The following is an 18,105-nucleotide window of genomic DNA, read 5'->3' on the forward strand; positions in this document are numbered from 1 at the left end:
GGCCGCCATGTGGCAGCATCGGGTCGATGGTAAATGGCTATGTTTAACAGGGGCTTAACGCAAGACCGGCGCGGGCTCAACAACTCAAGATTGAATCCATGCCCGTGATGATTACAACGTCTTCAGCGTTCCTCCACCGGACCGCGGCCCGGCCGGATTTCAGCGTTGCGCCACCAGCCTCGCCGTGCGGGCGTTTTCAAGCGGATTATCGCGGCCATAGATGTCGTTGAAGTAGACGATATTGCCCTGTTCGTCCGGCCATGCGGTGAAATAGACGATGTGGACGGGAAGTTTCTGCTTCAGGCGCACCGTCTGGCTGGCCCTGCTTTCAACCTTGGCGGCGACCTCCTCCGGCGTCCAGCCGAGCACCACGGCGGCGAACTCCCGCGGGTTCTGGACGCGCACGCAGCCATGGCTGAAAGCGCGCACATCCTTCTCGAACAGCTCGCGCGAGGGCGTGTCGTGCATGTAGATGTTATGCGAATTGGGAAACAGGAACTTGATCTCGCCCAGCGCATTCTTGGCGCCCGGCGGCTGCTGGATGCCATAGGGCACCTTGGATCCGTAGCTGCCCCAGCTTACCGAACGCGAGGACACCACCTTGCCTTGCCGGTTCACCACCTTGAAGCCCTGCTTGTCGAGATAGGCCGGGTCACGCCGGAGCTTCGGCAGATACTCATGCGCGATGATCGACGGCGGAACGCCCCAGGAGGGGTTGAACACCACCGTCTCCATCTCGTCGTTGAACACCGCCGTTTGGGTGTCGGGCTTGCCGACGATCACGCGGGTCCGCCACTCGGGCTTGCCGTCCTTCATCACGGTGGCCTGGAAGGCCGCCTGGTTGACGAACACATGGCGGCGCCCGAGGTCGCGCGGCAGCCAGCGGATGCGCTCCATGTTGACGAGAAGCTTGCCGACGCTGCCCGCCCCGCCGGACCCGTTGAGTGCGGCAACCGTCTGCGGGCCCAGCGCGCCCGTCACCTTGATCCCGGCCTGCTTCTGGAACAGGCGGAGCTGCTCCGAGGTCGCGGCATCAAGCGCCTCGGGGTCCGCCCCGCCGGGGGCCTCGGCGGTGAAGCCCAGTTCGGACAGGCGCGCCCGGACGGAGGGAATGCGTTCGTCAGCCTCGCCCTTCCTGACGATGGCGCCATCCGCAATCATGACGTGCCGCGGCGCGGCCTGTTCGGCGCGAAGTTCCGCCAGAGCCTTCTTCATCGCGGCATAGGCGGGATGGGCGGGGTGCAGCGCCTGAAGATACTGAACAGGGAAGGGCGAATTGCCGATGACATTGATAGCCTTGTCAGGCGCCACCCACGGCGGCTGCAGGTTATGGTAGCGCGACAGCCGGGCCGGATCGAACTGGCCGCCAGAAGCATCGTGCGCATAGCGCAGCGCCGCTGCCGCAAGGTCGATATCGAGCCGCGCCATTGCGGCGGGGTCGGCTTCAGGGAGCGGCGCGTCGAAGCCGGCAAGGCCGGTGGGCAGGTAGCTCTGCGGATCGAGGCCCTCATCGCCGGCCTGCGCCAGAAGCTTCAGCACGTCGCTTCCGCGCTCCGAAAGCTTGCCGCCCGAGAGCCAGATGGGGCGAAAGGAGCGCGCGGCATATTGCGCAACCAGCGCATCGCGCGCCGCCGGGAGAACCCGGACGGACGCGCCGCCGGAGACGAGCTGGTCATGGATCGCCGCCGCATCGGCCACGGCGGGGCGCGTCCGGCCGGGGCCGATGCCGGAGAGGGGAACGAGCTTCGGCGGCACATAGGTGAGATTGCCCATGCCGAGGCCCGGCACGCCGTCTTCGGGATCGGTGTCGGCGACCTCCGCGCGGCCGGGCGCGGCCTGCCTCTGTCTCCCACCGGCAAGCAAGGCGTCGTCCTTGGGGCTGCCGAAGCCGGGGCTGCGCCGCCTCGTGGCATTGCTGTCGGCGGCCTGATTGCCGAAGCCGCCGAACAGCGACTCGATGAACCCGGGCCTTGGCCTCTTGCCGTTGTTCGCGGCTTCGGCCTGGGCCGCTCCGACGATCAGCACCGCGGCCACGGCGGCAAACATACCCGGCCTGACAAACAACTTCATGGAATTCACCTGCACGGCTCACACGCTGGCCTCGTTCACAGCGCCAGCGCGACAGAAAGTCAAATCACACTCAATTGCAAGCCAATTGCGGGAGTTATGGATAGGTTTTAACCGCCGGAGGCCACCTCCAGCCCCAGGTCCTTCATGCGCCGGTAAAGGGTGGAGCGGCCGATGCCCAGCTTGCGGGCCACTTCCGACATCTGGCCCTGGTAGCGGGCCAGCGCAAGGCGGATCATGTCCGCCTCGACCTCCTCGAGCTTGCGGATGTGGCCGCCTTCGGTGACCACCGGAATGCCGAAGGCCACGCCGTCGGCCACCGCGGTGGAGCCCTTGGGCAGGCCGAAGCCCCCGGCTATGGCGGCCGCACCCTGCGGAAGCGCCGGCTTCGGCGCCAGCTGCGCGGCGGGCGGTATCTTGATCTCATAGCCTTCGACGAGGGCGGCGATCTGCGGAAAATCCTCGACGTCGAGGCGGCCGCCTTCGCAGAGCACCATGGCGCGGAACACGGTGTTTTCGAGCTGGCGGACATTGCCGGGCCAGCTGTAGGCGCGCAGCAGCCCCAGCGCCTCGGGCGTGATGCCGCGCACCTTGCGGCCCTCTTCCGCGGCGAGGCGCGTCACGAAGTGCTCGACGAGGGCGGGAATGTCTTCCTTGCGTTCGCGCAGCGGCGGCACCATGATGGGGAAGACGTTCAGCCGGTAATAGAGATCCTCGCGGAACTGACCGGCCTTCACCATCTCGATCATGTTGCGGTTGGTGGCCGAGATCAGCCGGATGTTGACCTTCACCGGGCGGCGCGCGCCGACGGGATCGACCTCGCCTTCCTGGATGGCGCGCAAGAGCTTCACCTGCATGTCGAACGGCAGTTCGGCCACCTCGTCCAAGAACAGCGTGCCGCTGTCGGCCTCCTGGAACTTGCCCATGTGCTTTTGGGTGGCGCCGGTGAAGGCGCCCTTCTCGTGGCCGAAGAGAATCGATTCCACCAGGTTGCCGGGGATGGCGCCGCAGTTGACGGCCACGAAGGGGCGGCCCGCCCGGTCGCTCTCGCCCTGGATGGCGCGGGCGATCATCTCCTTGCCGACGCCGGACTCGCCCTCGATGAGAATGGGGATGGCGGATTGCGCGCCGCGGCGGCCCAGCCGCAGCACATTGGCCATGGCGGGCGCGGAGGCGATGAGGTCCGCGAAACCGAGCGCGCCGCCCACCTTTTTGTTGAGGCGCTTCACCTCTTCGGTGAGGGCGTTGACCTTGAGCAGGTTCTGCACCGAGGCCCTGAGGCGCTCCGGGCTCACCGGCTTCACCACGAAATCATCCGCTCCGGCGCGCATCGCCTTGATCACGGTTTCGATCGAGCCCTGCGCGGTCTGCACGATGACCGGCAGGTCGCCGCGGATCGCCTGCAGGCGCTCGAGGAATTCGAGCCCCGTCATCTCCGGCATGTTGAGATCGAGGATGATCAGTTCGATGGTTCCGCCGGACTGGCTCTTCAGCACCTCAAGCGCTTTCAGGCCCCCGTCCACCGGCATCGGGTCGCAGCCGAAGCGGCGCACCATCTCCTCGAGAATTCTGCGTTGAGCCGGATCGTCTTCGACGATGAGAACGCGGACAGCCATGCGCCTGTGATTTTCTTCTTTATGTGTTACTTGCCGGGGACAAGGCGGCCCGGATGGAGCGTCCGGGCGCGGGCGACTCGCCTCTTCCTTGCTCCCAGCGTGACAGGGGAGGGTAAAGGCGGCGTTAATGGAGAGGCGCGTTTGGATACACCCGCAATCGATTGAATAAAGATTCCCTTTAAATCCTGTCATGGCGCGGCAGCTTGCTATAAGAAGACTGCGCAACCCGGAGGAGATCGCCTGAACCCGATCCGCGTCAGTTTGTTCGTCATCGCGGCCGCCGGCCTTGGCGGCGGCCTCATCGCGCCCTTCGTGGGGCTGGCGGCCTTCCAGAGCTCAATCTGGGGGGTGGCGGCGGGTGCGGTGCTGGCAGTGCTGCTCTATGAGATCGTCACCTCGCTGCTCCGGGGCGAGGTGGGCCTCGATATCGTGGCCGGCCTGTCGATCTCCGCCGCACTCGCGTTCGGCGAGACGCTGGCGGCGGCTGTGGTGGCGCTGATGTATGCGGGAGGCCAGCTGCTGGAGGATTATGCGGCCAACCGGGCGCGGGCCGACATGAAGGCGCTGCTGGCGCGGGCGCCCAAGACGGCGCTGCGCTATCGCGACGGGCATCTGGCGGAGGTGGCGATCGATGCGATCCGCCCCGGCGACCGGCTGCTGATCCGCCAGGGCGACATCGTGCCCGCCGACGGACGGGTGAGCAATGGCCGGGCGCTCCTCGACATGGCGGCGCTGACGGGCGAATCCGTTCCTGTGAAGAGCCTCGAAGGCCAGGACGTGCAGTCGGGCGCTCGCTCGCTCGACACCGCCTTCGACATGGTGGCGACCAGGCCCGCCGCCGAGAGCACCTATGCCGGCATCGTGCGCCTCGTTCAGGCGGCCCAGGCGGCGAAAGCGCCCATGGTGCGGCTGGCCGACCGCTATGCCCTGGTGTTCCTCGCCGTCACCGTCGGGCTGGCGGGCGCCACGTGGTATTTCAGCGGCAGCCACATCCGCATGCTGGCGGTGCTGGTGTCGGCCACGCCGTGCCCGCTGATCCTCGCGGTGCCCGTCGCCATCATCGCCGGCATGGGCAAGGCGGCGCGGCGCGGCGTGCTGATGAAGGGCGGCCCGGTGCTGGAGACCATGGCGCGGGCCGCGAACCTCGTCATCGACAAGACGGGAACGCTCACCAAGGGCCGCGCCGAGCTTGCCGGCATCATCCCCACCGGGCAGTGGCAGCCTGACGAGATGCTGCGTATCGCGGCCTCCTTGGAGCAGGCCTCGGCGCATGTGACGGCGGCCTCGATCGTCGCTGCCGCGCAGGGACGCGGGATGACGCTGTCCTATCCCTCCGGGGTGCGCGAGACGGCGGGCGAGGGGGTGGAAGGGACCGTCGATGGCCAGCATGTGGTCATCGGCGGGCATGACTTCGTGGCGGGCAAGCTCGCGCTTTCGCCTCTGCCGCGGCCCGAGCGCGAGGCCGGAACGACACTTGCGGCGTTGGCGGTGGCAGGCCGCCTCGCGGGGCATTTGCTGCTGGCCGATGCGGTGCGGCCCGAAACGCCGCTGGCGCTGGAAAAGCTTCGCCAGGCCGGCATCAGGCGCATCGTTCTGGCGTCGGGCGATTCCCAGGCCGTGGTCGACCGGGTGGGCGAGGGGCTGGGCCTCGACCTGTTGCGCGGCGGGCTGAAACCGGAGGAGAAGGTCGCCATCGTTGCGGCCGAGCGGAAATCCGGCGTGACACTGATGGTGGGCGACGGCGTCAACGATGCGCCGGCATTGGCGGTTGCCGATGTCGGCATCTCGATGGGCGCCACGGGCTCGGCGGCCGCCACCGAGTCGGCCGATGCCGTGCTGCTGGTGGACGATCTCACCAGGCTCGCCGAGGGCCTGTCCACCGCGCGGCGGGCACGCGCCATCGCGGTGCAGAGCGTGCTGGCGGGATTGGGCATGTCAATTGCGGCCATGCTCGCGGCGGCCTTCGGTTACATCACCGTGGTCCAGGGCGCGCTGCTGCAGGAGGCAATCGACGTCGCGGTGATTTTGAATGCGCTCCGCGCGTTGAAGTAGGGCTCGACGTCCCCTCAATCATGACGGCACTTCGTCCTCTCCCGCAGCGCGGGAGAGGAAGGGGACCCAACGAAGTTGGGGGAGGTGAGGGGATGCGGTCTCCAAAGGGAATGGTGTGGCTTTGTCCCCTCATCTCCCCGTTGCGTTCCGCAACGGGTCCCTTCTTCTCCCGCTGAAGGAGCGGGAGAAGACGTGCGTTTGGCGCCGCCCTCTGACGTGACATCAAATTCATCTGCCCCGGGTTGCCGAAGCCTGCTGCCTGCGCCATATCAGCTCCTCTCGTTTTGCGAAGGACGCCACATGACCGCTGCTGCCCAGACGCTTGGACCGCTTCCCGAATGGAACCTCGCCGATCTCTATGCCTCGCCCGAGGACCCGAAATTCGCGGCCGACATGAAGAAGGCCGGGGAACTGGCCAAGGCCTTCGCGGAGAAGTATCGCGGCACGCTCGCTTCGCTGTCGGGCGAACAGCTGGCGGCGGCGCTGAACGACTACGAGGCGCTGTCGGACCTTCTCGGCCGCACCGGCTCCTATGCGCAGCTTTACTATGTGGGTGACACCACCGACCCGCAGCGCGGCAAGTTCTATGGCGACGTGTCCGCCAGGCTCACCGAAATCTCGACGCTGCTCCTGTTCTTCGAGCTTGAGCTGAACCGCATCGACGACAAGGCTTTGGCCGAAGCGATGAAGGTTCCCGCACTTGCGCACTACAAGCCGTGGATCGACAATCTGCGCATGGAGAAGCCCTACCAGCTGGACGACCGGCTGGAGGAGCTGTTCCTCGAAAAGTCGCAGACATCGTCTGCCGCCTTCAACCGGCTGTTCGACGAGACCATGGCGGGCCTGCGCTTCGAGGTCGATGGCGAGAAGCTGACCCTCGAACCCACCCTCAACATGATGCAGAGCCCGGACGAGGCGGTGCGCAGGAAGGGTGCGGAGGCGCTGGCCAGAACCTTCGGCGAGAACGTCAAGCTGTTCACGCTGATCACCAACACGCTGGCCAGGGACAAGGAGATCTCCGACCGCTGGCGCGGCTTCAAGGACATCTCCGACGCGCGGCATCTGTCGAACCGCGTGGAGCCCGAGGTGGTGGCGGCACTGGTCGAATCCGTGCGCCGCAATTACGAGAAGATCTCGCACCGCTATTACCGCATGAAGGCCAGGTGGCTGGGCAAGGACAAGCTCATGCACTGGGACCGCAATGCGCCGCTGCCGGCGGAAGACACGCGCGAGGTGCCGTGGGCGGACGCGCGGGAGACGGTTTTGTCCGCCTACGGACAATTCGCGCCCGAGATGGCGGCGATCGCCAGGACCTTTTTCGACAGGCGCTGGATCGACGCGCCGTCGCGGCCCGGCAAGGCGCCGGGCGCCTTCGCGCATCCCACCGTTCCGTCGGCGCACCCTTACGTGCTCTTGAATTATCTGGGCAAGACCAGGGACGTGATGACGCTGGCGCATGAGCTGGGCCATGGCGTGCACCAGGTGCTGGCCGCAAGCCAGGGCGCGCTCATGGCCCAGACACCGCTGACACTGGCGGAGACGGCGAGCGTGTTCGGCGAGATGCTCACCTTCCAGGCGCTGCTGGTCAAGATCACGGAGCCGAAGAAGCGCAAGGCGCTTCTGGCGTCGAAGGTCGAGGACATGATCAACACGGTGGTGCGCCAGATCGCCTTCTACACCTTCGAGCGCAAGGTGCATGAGGCGCGCAAGGAAGGCGAGCTGACGCCAGATCGGATCAACGCCATCTGGATTGAGGTGCAGCACGAGAGCCTTGGCGATGCCATCCTGTTCGGGCCGGGCTACGAGACCTTCTGGACCTATATCCCGCACTTCATCCACTCGCCCTTCTATGTCTATGCCTATGCCTTCGGCGACTGCCTGGTGAACTCGCTCTATGCCCGCTACCGCGAGAGTGCGCAGGGCTTCCAGGACAAGTATTTCGAGATGCTGAAGGCCGGCGGCACCAAGCACCACTCCGACCTGCTGCGGCCCTTCGGCCTCGACGCGGCGGACCCGCAATTCTGGGACAAGGGGCTTTCGGTGATCTCCGGCATGATCGACGAGCTGGAGAAGATGTGACGGTCAGCTATCAAATTTTTGTGATCAAGACGATTCAGATGGACGATATCCGCAGGAAATGCTGACCTTACGTCATTATTGTGGGAGGGGGAAGCAGATGTCTTTGAATTTGCGTGTTTTTGGGCCTGTGGTTCTTGTCATGTCCCTTGGTCTTGCGGGTGGTGCCGAGGCCGGGCTCTGCGACAAGGGCAACTTGAGCAAGCGTACCGCCTGCCTCAGCAAAGAGGTCGCCTACCTCACGGTCCAGCACAAGAAGACCGCTGATGAACTGGCTGCGCTCCAGGCGCAGCTTCCCGGACTTTTGCTGGCAGGCGTTCCGGTCGGCACCGTGTTGGCCTGGAAATCGAATAGTACGGTTAAGCCTGAGGGCTGGGAATTTCTCGACGAGATGGATGGCCGGTGGCTGGTCGGAACGTCTGATCCGACCAAGGTGGGGGAGGTATTGAATGAAAGCCGCGGTGATGTGTCCGTTGCCTTCCAGACGGGCGGGGCGACTGGCGGGCACAACTGGAATTTTGGCGACACCGACAACAAAACGCCAGAGGCAACCGGGCTTGATCATGCGCACAGCGGAAGCTTGACGATCTCCCCCGATCATCAAAAGGCCCTGTATCCGCCCAGCATGAAGGTCCGTTTCATCATTAAGGTGAAGTGAAACTGCAAGAGCGTCTTCCGTCACCGGACCAGAACCCGCAGTTTCTTTTGTCTTGTGATGGGGTGGCATGCACTGGCCTTGGCCTTCTGTCGTAAGGTGACGTGCAGATCGCATTCAGTTGCCGGACACCGGGGAGGCGGGTGATCTGGCTGAGATTTGGCCAGATGGCGCAAGGCCTGCTTCGGTATCGTGCCCTTTTGCATTCTTGATTCCAAGAACACTGCTGTGAGGGCGGCGGCGTGGCGACCCTGTCATGGCTTTTCTCATCATCCGACCGTCATGGCATTGGCCTTGAGCGGAGCGTCGGGCATTTTTCGCGCAGGAAGGCTCGCCATACCGCTGGCAGAAGGAGCGGATGGACATGTCTTTGCTGTCCATGCGCTGCACCGGCTCCATCTCCGGGGATCCGCCCGGTCTCTGATGGGCTTGGCGGCTGGGGAGTGGCTTGGACGGGGTGGTCTTGCATTCGCGGTGGGCGTGCTGACGGCCAGTCACGGGGCGCGGGCCGTCCAATTCGCTCTGGGAGGCCGCTTCGTGCGCCACGAGACCTATCGCTGGCATGGCCACGACCTGCCCGAATCCATCTATTTTTTCAATAATTTGCAGGAGCCCGTCCGGCTCGCGTGACGGATCGCCACGGCAAATCCGCGCCGCTTGCAGGGCGGGGCCGGAGTGGCTAGAAACGCCGAAGAACGGTTTTCAAGCTTTTGGGGGAATCAATGGCCGAACACGGCACGCAGACGTCCAGCGCGATGGATTATGACGAGGCACACCGCACTTATGCCGGCTTCATCAAGGGCACCGTGGCGCTGACCATCTTCTGCCTTTACGTGCTGGTGGCGCTGTGCGCCTTTGCCTTTATCGACAAGGGCAATGTGCTGACCGGTTTTGCGGGTCTCATCATCGGCGCCATCGCATTGATCGTCGATCTCCGGGCCAGCAACAACTGGTATATCTCGGTTGGCGGGCTGGTGATCTTCGGGTTGCTCACCGCCGTCATGATTTCCTGACCGGCAGGGCGGGCAGCATGAAAATCGCGATCCCCACCGAAACACAGCATGGGGAGAGCCGCGTTGCGGCCAGCCCCGACACGGTCAAGGCCTTTATCAAGAAGGGCGCGGACGTTGCCGTTGAGGCAAGCGCCGGCAAGGGCGCTTCAATTCCCGACGAGGCCTTTGCGGCCGCGGGCGCCAGGATCGTGCAGGGTGGCTTCGGCGATGCGGACGTGGTGCTCACGGTGCGTCGCCCCTCTGGCGAACTCCTGTCATCCCTGAAGCGCGGGACCCTGCTCATCGGGGGCCTCGAACCTTATGGCGACAAGGCGGGCCTCGACGCCATCGCGGCTGCGGGCGTGACCGCCTTTGCGATGGAGCTGATGCCGCGCATCACGCGGGCGCAGTCGATGGACATCCTGTCCAGCCAAGCCAACCTTGCGGGCTACAAGGCGGTGATCGACGCCGCCTTCCACTTCACGCGCGCTTTCCCGATGATGATGACGGCCGCCGGCACCGTGCCCGCCGCGAAAGTCTTCATCATGGGCGTTGGTGTGGCCGGCCTTCAGGCCATCGCAACCGCGCGCCGCCTGGGCGCCATCGTCTCCGCCACGGACGTGCGCAAGGCGACGGAAGAGCAGGTGAAGAGCTTAGGCGCCAAATTCGTCTATGCCGACATCGCAGACGCGGCAACGAGCGGCGGCTATGCCAGGGAGCTTTCGGCCGAGGACAAGGCCAGGCAGGCGGCCCTCGTCGCCAACCACGTCAAAACGCAGGACGTGATCATCACCACCGCGCTGATCCCGGGCCGCCCGGCGCCCGTGCTGATCACGCAGGAAATGGTGGAGAGCATGAAGCCCGGCTCGATCATCGTCGACCTCGCGGTGGAGCGCGGCGGCAACTGCCCGCTGTCGAAGCCCGACCAGATTGTCGAGCACAAGGGTGTGAAGATCGTCGGCACGGTGAACCTCGCGGGCAAGCTTGCCGGCAATGCAGCACCGCTCTTCGCCAGGAACCTCGCCAACTTCCTCGACCTGATGATCCAGAAGGACGGCTCGCTCAAGATTGACGACGCCGATGAATGCATCAGGGGAACCATGATCGCCAGGGACGGCGCGCTGGTGCACCCCATGTTCGGAGCCTGAGTGATGGAAGCGATCGATCCGTTTGTCTCGCTGTTCGGCATTTTCGTGCTGGCGGTGTTTGTGGGCTACTATGTGGTGTGGAACGTGACGCCGGCGCTGCACACGCCGCTGATGAGCGTCACCAACGCCATCTCGTCGGTGATCGTGGTGGGCGCCATCCTGGCGGTGGGTGTGGGTGCGCTCGCCTCCGGCTCGGTCGTCGCCATGATCTTCGGCTTCCTCGCCCTGATCCTGGCCTCGATCAACATTTTCGGTGGCTTCATGGTCACCAGCCGCATGCTCGCCATGTACAAGAAGAAGGACAAGTAGGCGCATGTCGGCCAATTTCGCAGCCCTTCTTTATCTGGTCTCCGGCGCGCTGTTCATCATGGCGCTGCGGGGCCTGTCATCCCCCGCCACCTCGCGGCAGGGCAACATGTACGGCATGGTGGGCATGGCGATTGCCATTCTCACCACGCTCGCCACCATGCAGCTCTCGCCCCTGGTCATCATCCTCGTGGCGCTGGGGCTTGGCATCGGCGCGGCGATCGGCGGCATGGCGGCCAGGAAGATCGCCATGACGGCCATGCCGCAGCTGGTCGCGGCCTTCCACTCGCTCGTCGGCCTTGCCGCGGTGTTCGTGGCGCTTGCGGCCTTCTATGCGCCGGAGGCCTTCCACATCGTGGCCGACGGGCTGATCCAGCCGATCTCGCGCATCGAGATGTCCCTGGGCGCGGCCATCGGCGCCATCACCTTCACCGGCTCCATCATCGCCTTCCTGAAGCTCGATGGCCGCATGTCGGGAGCGCCCATCATGCTGCCGGCGCGTCATGCCATCAACATTGCGCTGGGCCTCGCCCTGTTCGGCTGCATCGTGCTGTTCTTCATGAATCCGGTGTGGCTGTGGTTCTGGGCGGTCATCCTGATCTCGCTGGCGCTGGGCTTCCTGCTGATCATCCCGATCGGCGGCGCGGACATGCCGGTTGTCGTCTCGATGCTCAACTCCTACTCCGGCGGGGCGGCGGCGGGCATCGGGTTCACGCTGCACAACACCGCACTCATCATCACCGGCGCGCTGGTGGGCTCCTCGGGCGCGATCCTGTCCTACATCATGTGCAAGGGCATGAACCGCTCCTTTATCTCCGTTATCCTTGGCGGCTTCGGCGGCGAGAGTGCGGGGCCCGCCGCCAGGGGCGAGGCCAAGCCCGTCAAGCAGGGATCGGCGGAAGATGCGGCCTTCGTCATGAAGAATGCCGGCTCCGTCATCATCGTGCCGGGTTATGGCATGGCGGTGGCCCAGGCCCAGCATGCGCTGCGCGAGATGGGCGACCAATTGAAGAAGGAAGGCGTCACCGTCAAATATGCCATCCACCCTGTTGCAGGCCGCATGCCCGGCCACATGAACGTGCTGCTGGCGGAAGCCAATGTGCCTTACGACGAGGTGTTCGAGCTTGAGGACATCAACTCCGACTTCGGCCAGGCGGATGTGGCCTTCGTGATCGGCGCCAATGACGTGACCAACCCTTCCGCCAAGGACGACCCGACCTCGCCGATCTTCGGCATGCCGGTTCTTGAGGTGTGGAAGGCCAAGACCGTGATGTTCATCAAGCGCGGCATGTCGTCGGGCTATGCCGGCGTGGACAACCCGCTGTTCTGGCGCGACAACACCATGATGCTGTTCGGCGACGCCAAGAAGATGACGGAAGAGATCAACAAGTCGATGGGGTGAGGGGGGTATTCCCGGCCGCCACCGTCATGACATGAATTCATCATACGCGGGCGTGTCCCGCGTATCTTCTTTTGTGGGGAACAAAGGATACCCGGGACAAGCCCGGGTATGATGAGATGAGGGTGAACGGAATACCGGTGATCCGCCGCGCGTAACCCTTCGTTGCGAGTCAAATTGAACAAGGTGTGCCGCTGATGCTGAAGGCCCGGATAGTCTCGCTGGCGACGGCCCTGCCGCCCCATGTGATCAGCCAGTCTGACGCGGCCTCTTTCGCCACTTCGGCCTTTGGCGGGCGTTTCGAGGGTTTCGAGCAGGTGGCGGGCGTGTTCATGACATCCGGCATCCACCGGCGGCGCGCGGTGCGGCCCATCGACTGGTACATGCAGCCGCTGGGCTGGCCGGAGCGCAGCGAGGCCTATGTTGACGGGGCCTGCAAGCTCTTCGCGGATGCGGCGCGTGAGGCTCTCGACCGCGCCGGGCTCAGGGCGCCTGATGTCGATACCGTCGTGACCGTCTCCTCCACCGGCATCGCCACGCCCAGCCTCGAGGCGCGGGTTGCGGACGGGATGGGTTTTGGGCGCCATGTGGAGCGCGTGCCGGTGTTCGGGCTCGGTTGTGCGGGCGGTGTCTCCGGTCTCTCCATCGCGGCGCGGCTGGCGCAGTCGCGGCCGGGGTCCAATGTGCTGCTCGTCGCGGTCGAAACTTGCACGCTGTCCTTCCGCGCCGACCAGCTGACCAAGGCCAATGTGGTGGCGACCGCGCTGTTCGGCGATGGTGCGGCAGCCCTCGTGCTGCGGGCGGAAGAGGGCGGCGGCGCGGAAATCGAATCAGCCTCGCAATACACCTGGCCCGGCACGCTGGACATCATGGGCTGGTCGGTGGACGCGGAAGGCCTCGGCGTGATCTTCGACCGCTCCATTCCGCCCTTTGCGGAGGAGCATTTCGGCCCCGCGGCGCGCGACATGCTCCAGCGTGCGGGCTTGAACCTGTCCGACATCCACCGTTTCGTGTGCCACCCCGGCGGCGCCAAGGTGGTGACGGCGCTGGAGCGCGCGCTGCAACTGCCCCAGGGCCTGCTGGCGGATGAGCGCGCGGTGCTGGAGGAATATGGCAACATGTCCGCCCCCACCGTGTTCTTTGTGCTGGAGAAGGCGCTGGCCACCGGCCTGCCCAGGCGCACGCTGATGACGGCGATGGGGCCGGGCTTCACTGCGGCCACGGCCACGCTGCTGGCCGCATGAGCGCCGCCGTCATCCTGCTTGCCTTTGTGACGCTGGGGCGGCTGGCGGAGCTTGTGCTGGCGCGGCGCAACACGCGCGCGCTGCTGGCGGAGGGCGCCGTCGAGCATGCGCCGGGCCATTATCCGCTGATTGTGCTGCTGCATGCGCTGTGGCTGGCGGGCCTCTGGGTGTTCGGATGGAACCAGCCGGTCTCCGCATTGTGGTTTGCGCTGTTCATGGGTCTGCAGGCCGCGCGCGTCTGGGTGCTGATGACGCTGGGGCCGCGCTGGACCACGCGCATCATCGTGCTGCCCGGCGCGCCGCTCGTCGCCAGGGGCCCTTACCGGTTCGTGCGGCACCCCAACTACCTCGTGGTGATCGGCGAGATCGCGGTGCTGCCTCTGTGCCTCGGGCTCACGTGGTTCGCCATAATCTTTTCGCTGGCCAATCTCGGGGTGCTGGCGATCCGCATCCGCGCCGAGAGCACGGCGCTGGCCCGCGCCGCACCGTGAACGGCGCAGCCGAGCGCGCCCCGCCCGCCACCTGGGCGGGCTTCGCCATGATGGCGCTCGGCATGTTCATGGCCATCCTCGATATCCAGGTGGTGGCCACATCGCTGCCCGCCATCCAGTCCGCGCTCGCCATCGACAAGGAGCTGATGAGCTGGATCCAGACGGCCTATCTCATTGCCGAGATCATCGCCATTCCCCTGACCGGCTTCCTCACCCGGCTGTTCGGCATGCGCTGGCTGTTCATCGTGTCAATCACGCTGTTCACCATTGCATCGGCAGGGTGCGCCGCGAGCACCGGCTTCGGCAGCCTGATCTTCTGGCGCGTGGTGCAGGGCTTTTCCGGCGGCTCGCTGATCCCCGCGGTGTTCTCGGCCGTCTTTTTGCTGTTCCCGGCGAGGCAGCAGGGGCTCGCCACCACCATTGCCGGGGTGCTCGCCGTGCTGGCCCCGACGATCGGGCCCGTCGTGGGCGGCTGGGTGACCGAGACCTGGTCCTGGCACATGCTGTTCCTGATCAACATCGTGCCCGGCGTGCTGGCGGCGGTGGTGGCGGCGCTCTTCCTGCCGCGCCGGGCCATCGATGCGGGCGAGCTGCGCAAGCTCGACGTCGCGGGGCTGATCATGCTGGCGATGGCGCTCGCCGCTCTTGAGATCGGGCTCAAGGAAGCGCCGGACCGCGGCTGGCTGTCGGGCGTGGTGGTTTCGCTGCTGGCGTTGAGCGCGGTTTCAACGGCGGGCTTCGTCGCGCGTTCGCTGAAGGGCGGCCACCCCATCGCCGAGCTGCGCCTGTTCCGTGAACGGAACTTCCTCGCCGCCTGCAGCATGAGCTTTGCGCTGGGGGTGGGGCTGTTCGGCTCCGTCTATCTGATGCCGGTGTTCCTTGCCTTCGTGCGCGGGCATGGGCCGCTCGAGATCGGGCGCATCATGCTGGTGACGGGGGCGGCACAGCTTATCATGGCGCCCATCGCTGTCGCGCTCGACAAGCGGATGGAGTCGCGGCTGCTCTCGGGGCTCGGCTTTCTCGCCTTCGGCATCGGGACCGGTCTCAGCGCCTTCCAGACGCCCGCGACCGATTACAACGACATGTTCTGGCCGCAGGTGGTGCGCGGCGCGGCGATCATGTTCTGCCTGCTGCCGCCCACCCGGCTGGCGCTGAGCCTTTTGGACGACGCGCGCGTGCCGGATGCCAGCGGCTTGTTCAACCTGATGCGGAACCTCGGCGGCGCCATCGGCATCGCGCTCATTGACACCGTGCTCTATGGCCGTGCGCCGGTGCTGGGTGACCGGCTGGTGGAGCGGATGAAGGCAGGCAGCACGGATGCGGCAAGCTTCGTCGGCATTCCGCTCGACGACTTCGCCGCGCTGTCCCAGGGCTCGATGGATATCGATGCGCTGGGCGAGCTGCAGGACAAGGTGGAGAAGGCGGCGCTGGCCATGGCGGTGAACGAGGCCTGGGCCATGCTGGCGGCGATCACGCTGGTGGCGATTCTGGCGCTGGCCGCGGCGCGGCGGCCTGCGCCCTGAGCATGATCTGGCGCATGTTCCGACCAGGTGGTTCCACCTGATCGGAACATGCGCCGAGCCTGAAAATCTCTCCCGCAACGCCTCGCAATGGTCTAGATTCTCCGCCATACGCAACCGCCTCATCGACGGGACCCGGAATGGCCGAGCCAGCTTCAACGCAACCTCTTGATCCGCCGCGCGTCTATCTCGTCCATATGACGGTCTTCGTGCTGCTGGTGGCGATCCTCGTCGCCGTTATCTGGCAGCCGTTGACGAGCGCCTTCATGGCCAACCCCATGCTCAACGGCGTGATCGTGGCCACGCTCCTGTTCGGCATCATCCATTCCTACCGCATGGTGGTGCGGCTGTTCCGCGAGGTGAGCTGGGTCAACCGCTTCCGGGAGGGGCGGGGCGAGAATGGCCGGCCGCCGGCGCTGCTCGCTCCCATGGCCATCCTGCTGAAGAACCGGCAGAACACCACGCTGTCTCCCGTCACCATGCGCTCGGTGCTTGATTCGCTCGCCTCGCGGCTCGATGAATCGCGCGACCTGTCGCGCTATCTGGTCGGCCTCCTGATCTTCCTTGGCCTGCTTGGCACCTTCTGGGGCTTGCTTGAAACCGTGCAGTCGATCGGCGGGGCGATTGAGGGGCTGGATGTGTCCTCCACCCAGTCGGCCACATTGTTCGACCAGCTGAAGCGCGGGCTGCAGGCGCCCCTGCAGGGCATGGGCCTGTCCTTCTCGTCCTCGCTCCTGGGCCTTTCGGGCTCGCTGATCCTCGGCTTTCTCGACCTCAAGGCGGCGCAGGCGCAGAACCGCTTCTACATCGACCTCGAGGACTGGCTGTCCTCCATCACGGACGTGGCGGCGGGCTCGGGCAGCGACATGGCGGCGCAGGCCGCGGCGCCGGGCATCACGCCGCAGCTGTTGCGCGCGGAAGTGGCCGCCCTGCAGCGCGCCGTCGAGAAGCTGACCTATGTGATCGAGGCGCAGCGCGCCGCGCCGTCCGACGCGCCGTCTTCCACCGCGCCGCGGCCCGACGGCGACTCGATGGAGCAGCTCGCGGAGGCGGTGGCGGGCCTGGTCGGCCAGATGCGCGAGGAACAGAAGATCGTGCGGCAATGGGCACAGGGCCAGCAGACACAGCAGAATGAAATCCAGCGCCTGCTCATCCGCGCCACGGGCCCGCTTGCCCGCGGCATGAGCGGCCGGGCGCGCGAGGATGAGCGTCCGTAAATGGCCGGGCTTTACCGCAGGCGCGGGCGCGCCGCTGAGGAGGCCTACTGGCCGGGCTTCGTCGACGCCATGGCGCAGCTGTTGCTGGTCATCATTTTTCTGCTTTCGGTGTTCATCATGTCGCAGTTCCTGCTGGCGCGGCAGATCACCGGTCAGGATTCGGCGCTGGGGCAGCTTCGCGCCCAGATCGCGGAGCTGACGCAATTGCTGGCGCTGGAGAAAGCCGCGAAGGCTGACGCCAACGCGGCGCTCGCCGCACTTCAGGACGATTTCGCGGCCGCGAAGAGCAAGGCTTCCGCGCTCTCCGCCATGCTCGAAGGCGAGGGTGCGAAGGGCGATGCCGCGAACCAGACGATCACCGGCCTCCAGACCTCGCTCGACAAGGAGAAGACCATTTCCTCGCAGGCTCTGGCCCAGGTGGAGCTGCTGAACCAGCAGATCGCCGCCATGCGCCGGCAATTGCAGTCGCTGAATGCCCTGCTGTCGGATGCCGAAAGCAAGAACAAGGCCTCGGAAGCGCAGATCGCGGACCTTGGAAAGAGGCTCAACTCCGCGCTGGCGCAGCGCGTGCAGGAGCTGACGCGCTACCGCTCGGAATTCTTCGGGCGCTTGCGGCAGATTCTCTCCCAGCGCTCCGACATCCTGGTGGTGGGCGACCGCTTCGTGTTCCAGGCCGAGGTTCTGTTCCCCAAGGGCCAGGCGTCGCTGAACCCGGAAGGCCAGGCCGAGATGCTGAAGCTCGCCGATGCGCTGAAGCAGCTCGAAAAGGAAATTCCGCCCGACATCGCCTGGGTGCTGCGCGTCGACGGCCACACCGACAACGACCCGATCACCTCCGCTCAGTTCAGGTCCAACTGGGAGCTTTCCGCGGCGCGCGCCATCGCGGTGGTCAATTTCCTCATCGACAACGGCGTCTCGCCGCAGCACCTTGTGGCCGCGGGTTTCGGCGAGTTCCAGCCGATCGACCCGGGTTCGACGGAAGAGGCGAAGTCGCGCAACCGCAGGATCGAACTGAAGCTGACGGAAAGGTGACTCCCTTTCCATGCCGTCACCCCGGCGAAAGTGTAGCGTCCCGGATGGTTGGGTCAGCATGTGCGGTGAGAAATCCGGCTTTCGCCGGGATGACGCCGTTTAGAGCGGCGGGCGGTCATGCAGAATCGGGGTGTTTTCCCTCCCCACAAGGGGGAGGCGAATCGCATATGGCGGCGGCGTGTCTTGTGCCATGTCAATTTTCCCTTCTCCCGTCGCGGTACGCGATGGGAGAAGGTGGCCGACAGGCCGGATGAGGGCTTCTTTCCGCATCGGAATCTGTGGACAAAGGC

At 65.6% G+C, this 18,105-nt stretch carries 14 protein-coding genes; 12 read left to right on the top strand and 2 right to left on the bottom strand.

From position 1 onward, the window contains the following. Positions 1-159: 159 nt before the first annotated feature. On the bottom strand, positions 160-2,070 hold the full coding sequence (locus IOC69_RS05430; protein ID WP_290542521.1) for a L,D-transpeptidase family protein: 1,911 nt from the start codon (positions 2,068-2,070) through the stop codon (positions 160-162). A gap of 107 nt (positions 2,071-2,177) precedes the next feature. Then, positions 2,178-3,683, bottom strand: coding sequence for a sigma-54 dependent transcriptional regulator (locus IOC69_RS05435; protein WP_290542522.1), 1,506 nt, complete (start codon positions 3,681-3,683; stop codon positions 2,178-2,180). 261 nt (positions 3,684-3,944) lie between these two features. Between IOC69_RS05435 and IOC69_RS05440 the strand changes: the two genes are divergently transcribed. The 12 genes from IOC69_RS05440 (at position 3,945) to IOC69_RS05495 (ending at position 17,815) form a co-directional block, all read left to right on the top strand. Continuing rightward, the gene (locus IOC69_RS05440) at positions 3,945-5,735 is read left to right on the top strand and encodes a heavy metal translocating P-type ATPase (protein ID WP_290542523.1); all 1,791 of its coding nucleotides are present in this window, start codon (positions 3,945-3,947) and stop codon (positions 5,733-5,735) included. 300 nt (positions 5,736-6,035) lie between these two features. Further along, positions 6,036-7,814: a M3 family oligoendopeptidase gene (locus IOC69_RS05445; protein ID WP_290542524.1), complete on the top strand. Its 1,779-nt coding sequence runs from the start codon at positions 6,036-6,038 to the stop codon at positions 7,812-7,814. Positions 7,815-7,911: 97 nt separating this feature from the next. Next, a complete protein-coding gene (locus IOC69_RS05450; protein WP_290542525.1) occupies positions 7,912-8,469 on the top strand; it encodes a hypothetical protein in 558 nt (185 codons plus the stop codon). Between the two features lie 719 nt (positions 8,470-9,188). Further along, positions 9,189-9,479: an aa3-type cytochrome c oxidase subunit IV gene (locus IOC69_RS05455; RefSeq protein ID WP_290542526.1), complete on the top strand. Its 291-nt coding sequence runs from the start codon at positions 9,189-9,191 to the stop codon at positions 9,477-9,479. 17 nt (positions 9,480-9,496) lie between these two features. Then, positions 9,497-10,606: a Re/Si-specific NAD(P)(+) transhydrogenase subunit alpha gene (locus IOC69_RS05460; protein WP_290542527.1), complete on the top strand. Its 1,110-nt coding sequence runs from the start codon at positions 9,497-9,499 to the stop codon at positions 10,604-10,606. Positions 10,607-10,609: 3 nt separating this feature from the next. After that, positions 10,610-10,915: a proton-translocating transhydrogenase family protein gene (locus IOC69_RS05465; protein WP_111195931.1), complete on the top strand. Its 306-nt coding sequence runs from the start codon at positions 10,610-10,612 to the stop codon at positions 10,913-10,915. A gap of 4 nt (positions 10,916-10,919) precedes the next feature. Then, a complete protein-coding gene (locus IOC69_RS05470) occupies positions 10,920-12,314 on the top strand; it encodes an NAD(P)(+) transhydrogenase (Re/Si-specific) subunit beta (RefSeq protein WP_290542528.1) in 1,395 nt (464 codons plus the stop codon). 194 nt (positions 12,315-12,508) lie between these two features. After that, entirely contained in the window at positions 12,509-13,555 is a 1,047-nt protein-coding gene (locus IOC69_RS05475) for a type III polyketide synthase (protein WP_290542529.1), read from the top strand. Continuing rightward, the gene (locus tag IOC69_RS05480; protein ID WP_290542530.1) at positions 13,552-14,046 is read left to right on the top strand and encodes an isoprenylcysteine carboxylmethyltransferase family protein; all 495 of its coding nucleotides are present in this window, start codon (positions 13,552-13,554) and stop codon (positions 14,044-14,046) included. Before IOC69_RS05475 ends, IOC69_RS05480 begins: the two co-directional genes overlap by 4 nt. A gap of 47 nt (positions 14,047-14,093) precedes the next feature. Continuing rightward, positions 14,094-15,569: a DHA2 family efflux MFS transporter permease subunit gene (locus IOC69_RS05485; RefSeq protein ID WP_290542533.1), complete on the top strand. Its 1,476-nt coding sequence runs from the start codon at positions 14,094-14,096 to the stop codon at positions 15,567-15,569. A 137-nt stretch (positions 15,570-15,706) separates the two neighbouring features. Beyond that, on the top strand, positions 15,707-16,783 hold the full coding sequence (locus IOC69_RS05490; protein ID WP_290542531.1) for a flagellar motor protein MotA: 1,077 nt from the start codon (positions 15,707-15,709) through the stop codon (positions 16,781-16,783). Next, on the top strand, positions 16,784-17,815 hold the full coding sequence (locus IOC69_RS05495; RefSeq protein WP_290542532.1) for a peptidoglycan -binding protein: 1,032 nt from the start codon (positions 16,784-16,786) through the stop codon (positions 17,813-17,815). Positions 17,816-18,105 lie beyond the last annotated feature (290 nt).

It is taken from the genome of Aestuariivirga sp. (genome assembly GCF_020252405.1).
In the GTDB taxonomy this organism is placed as follows: domain Bacteria; phylum Pseudomonadota; class Alphaproteobacteria; order Rhizobiales; family Aestuariivirgaceae; genus Aestuariivirga.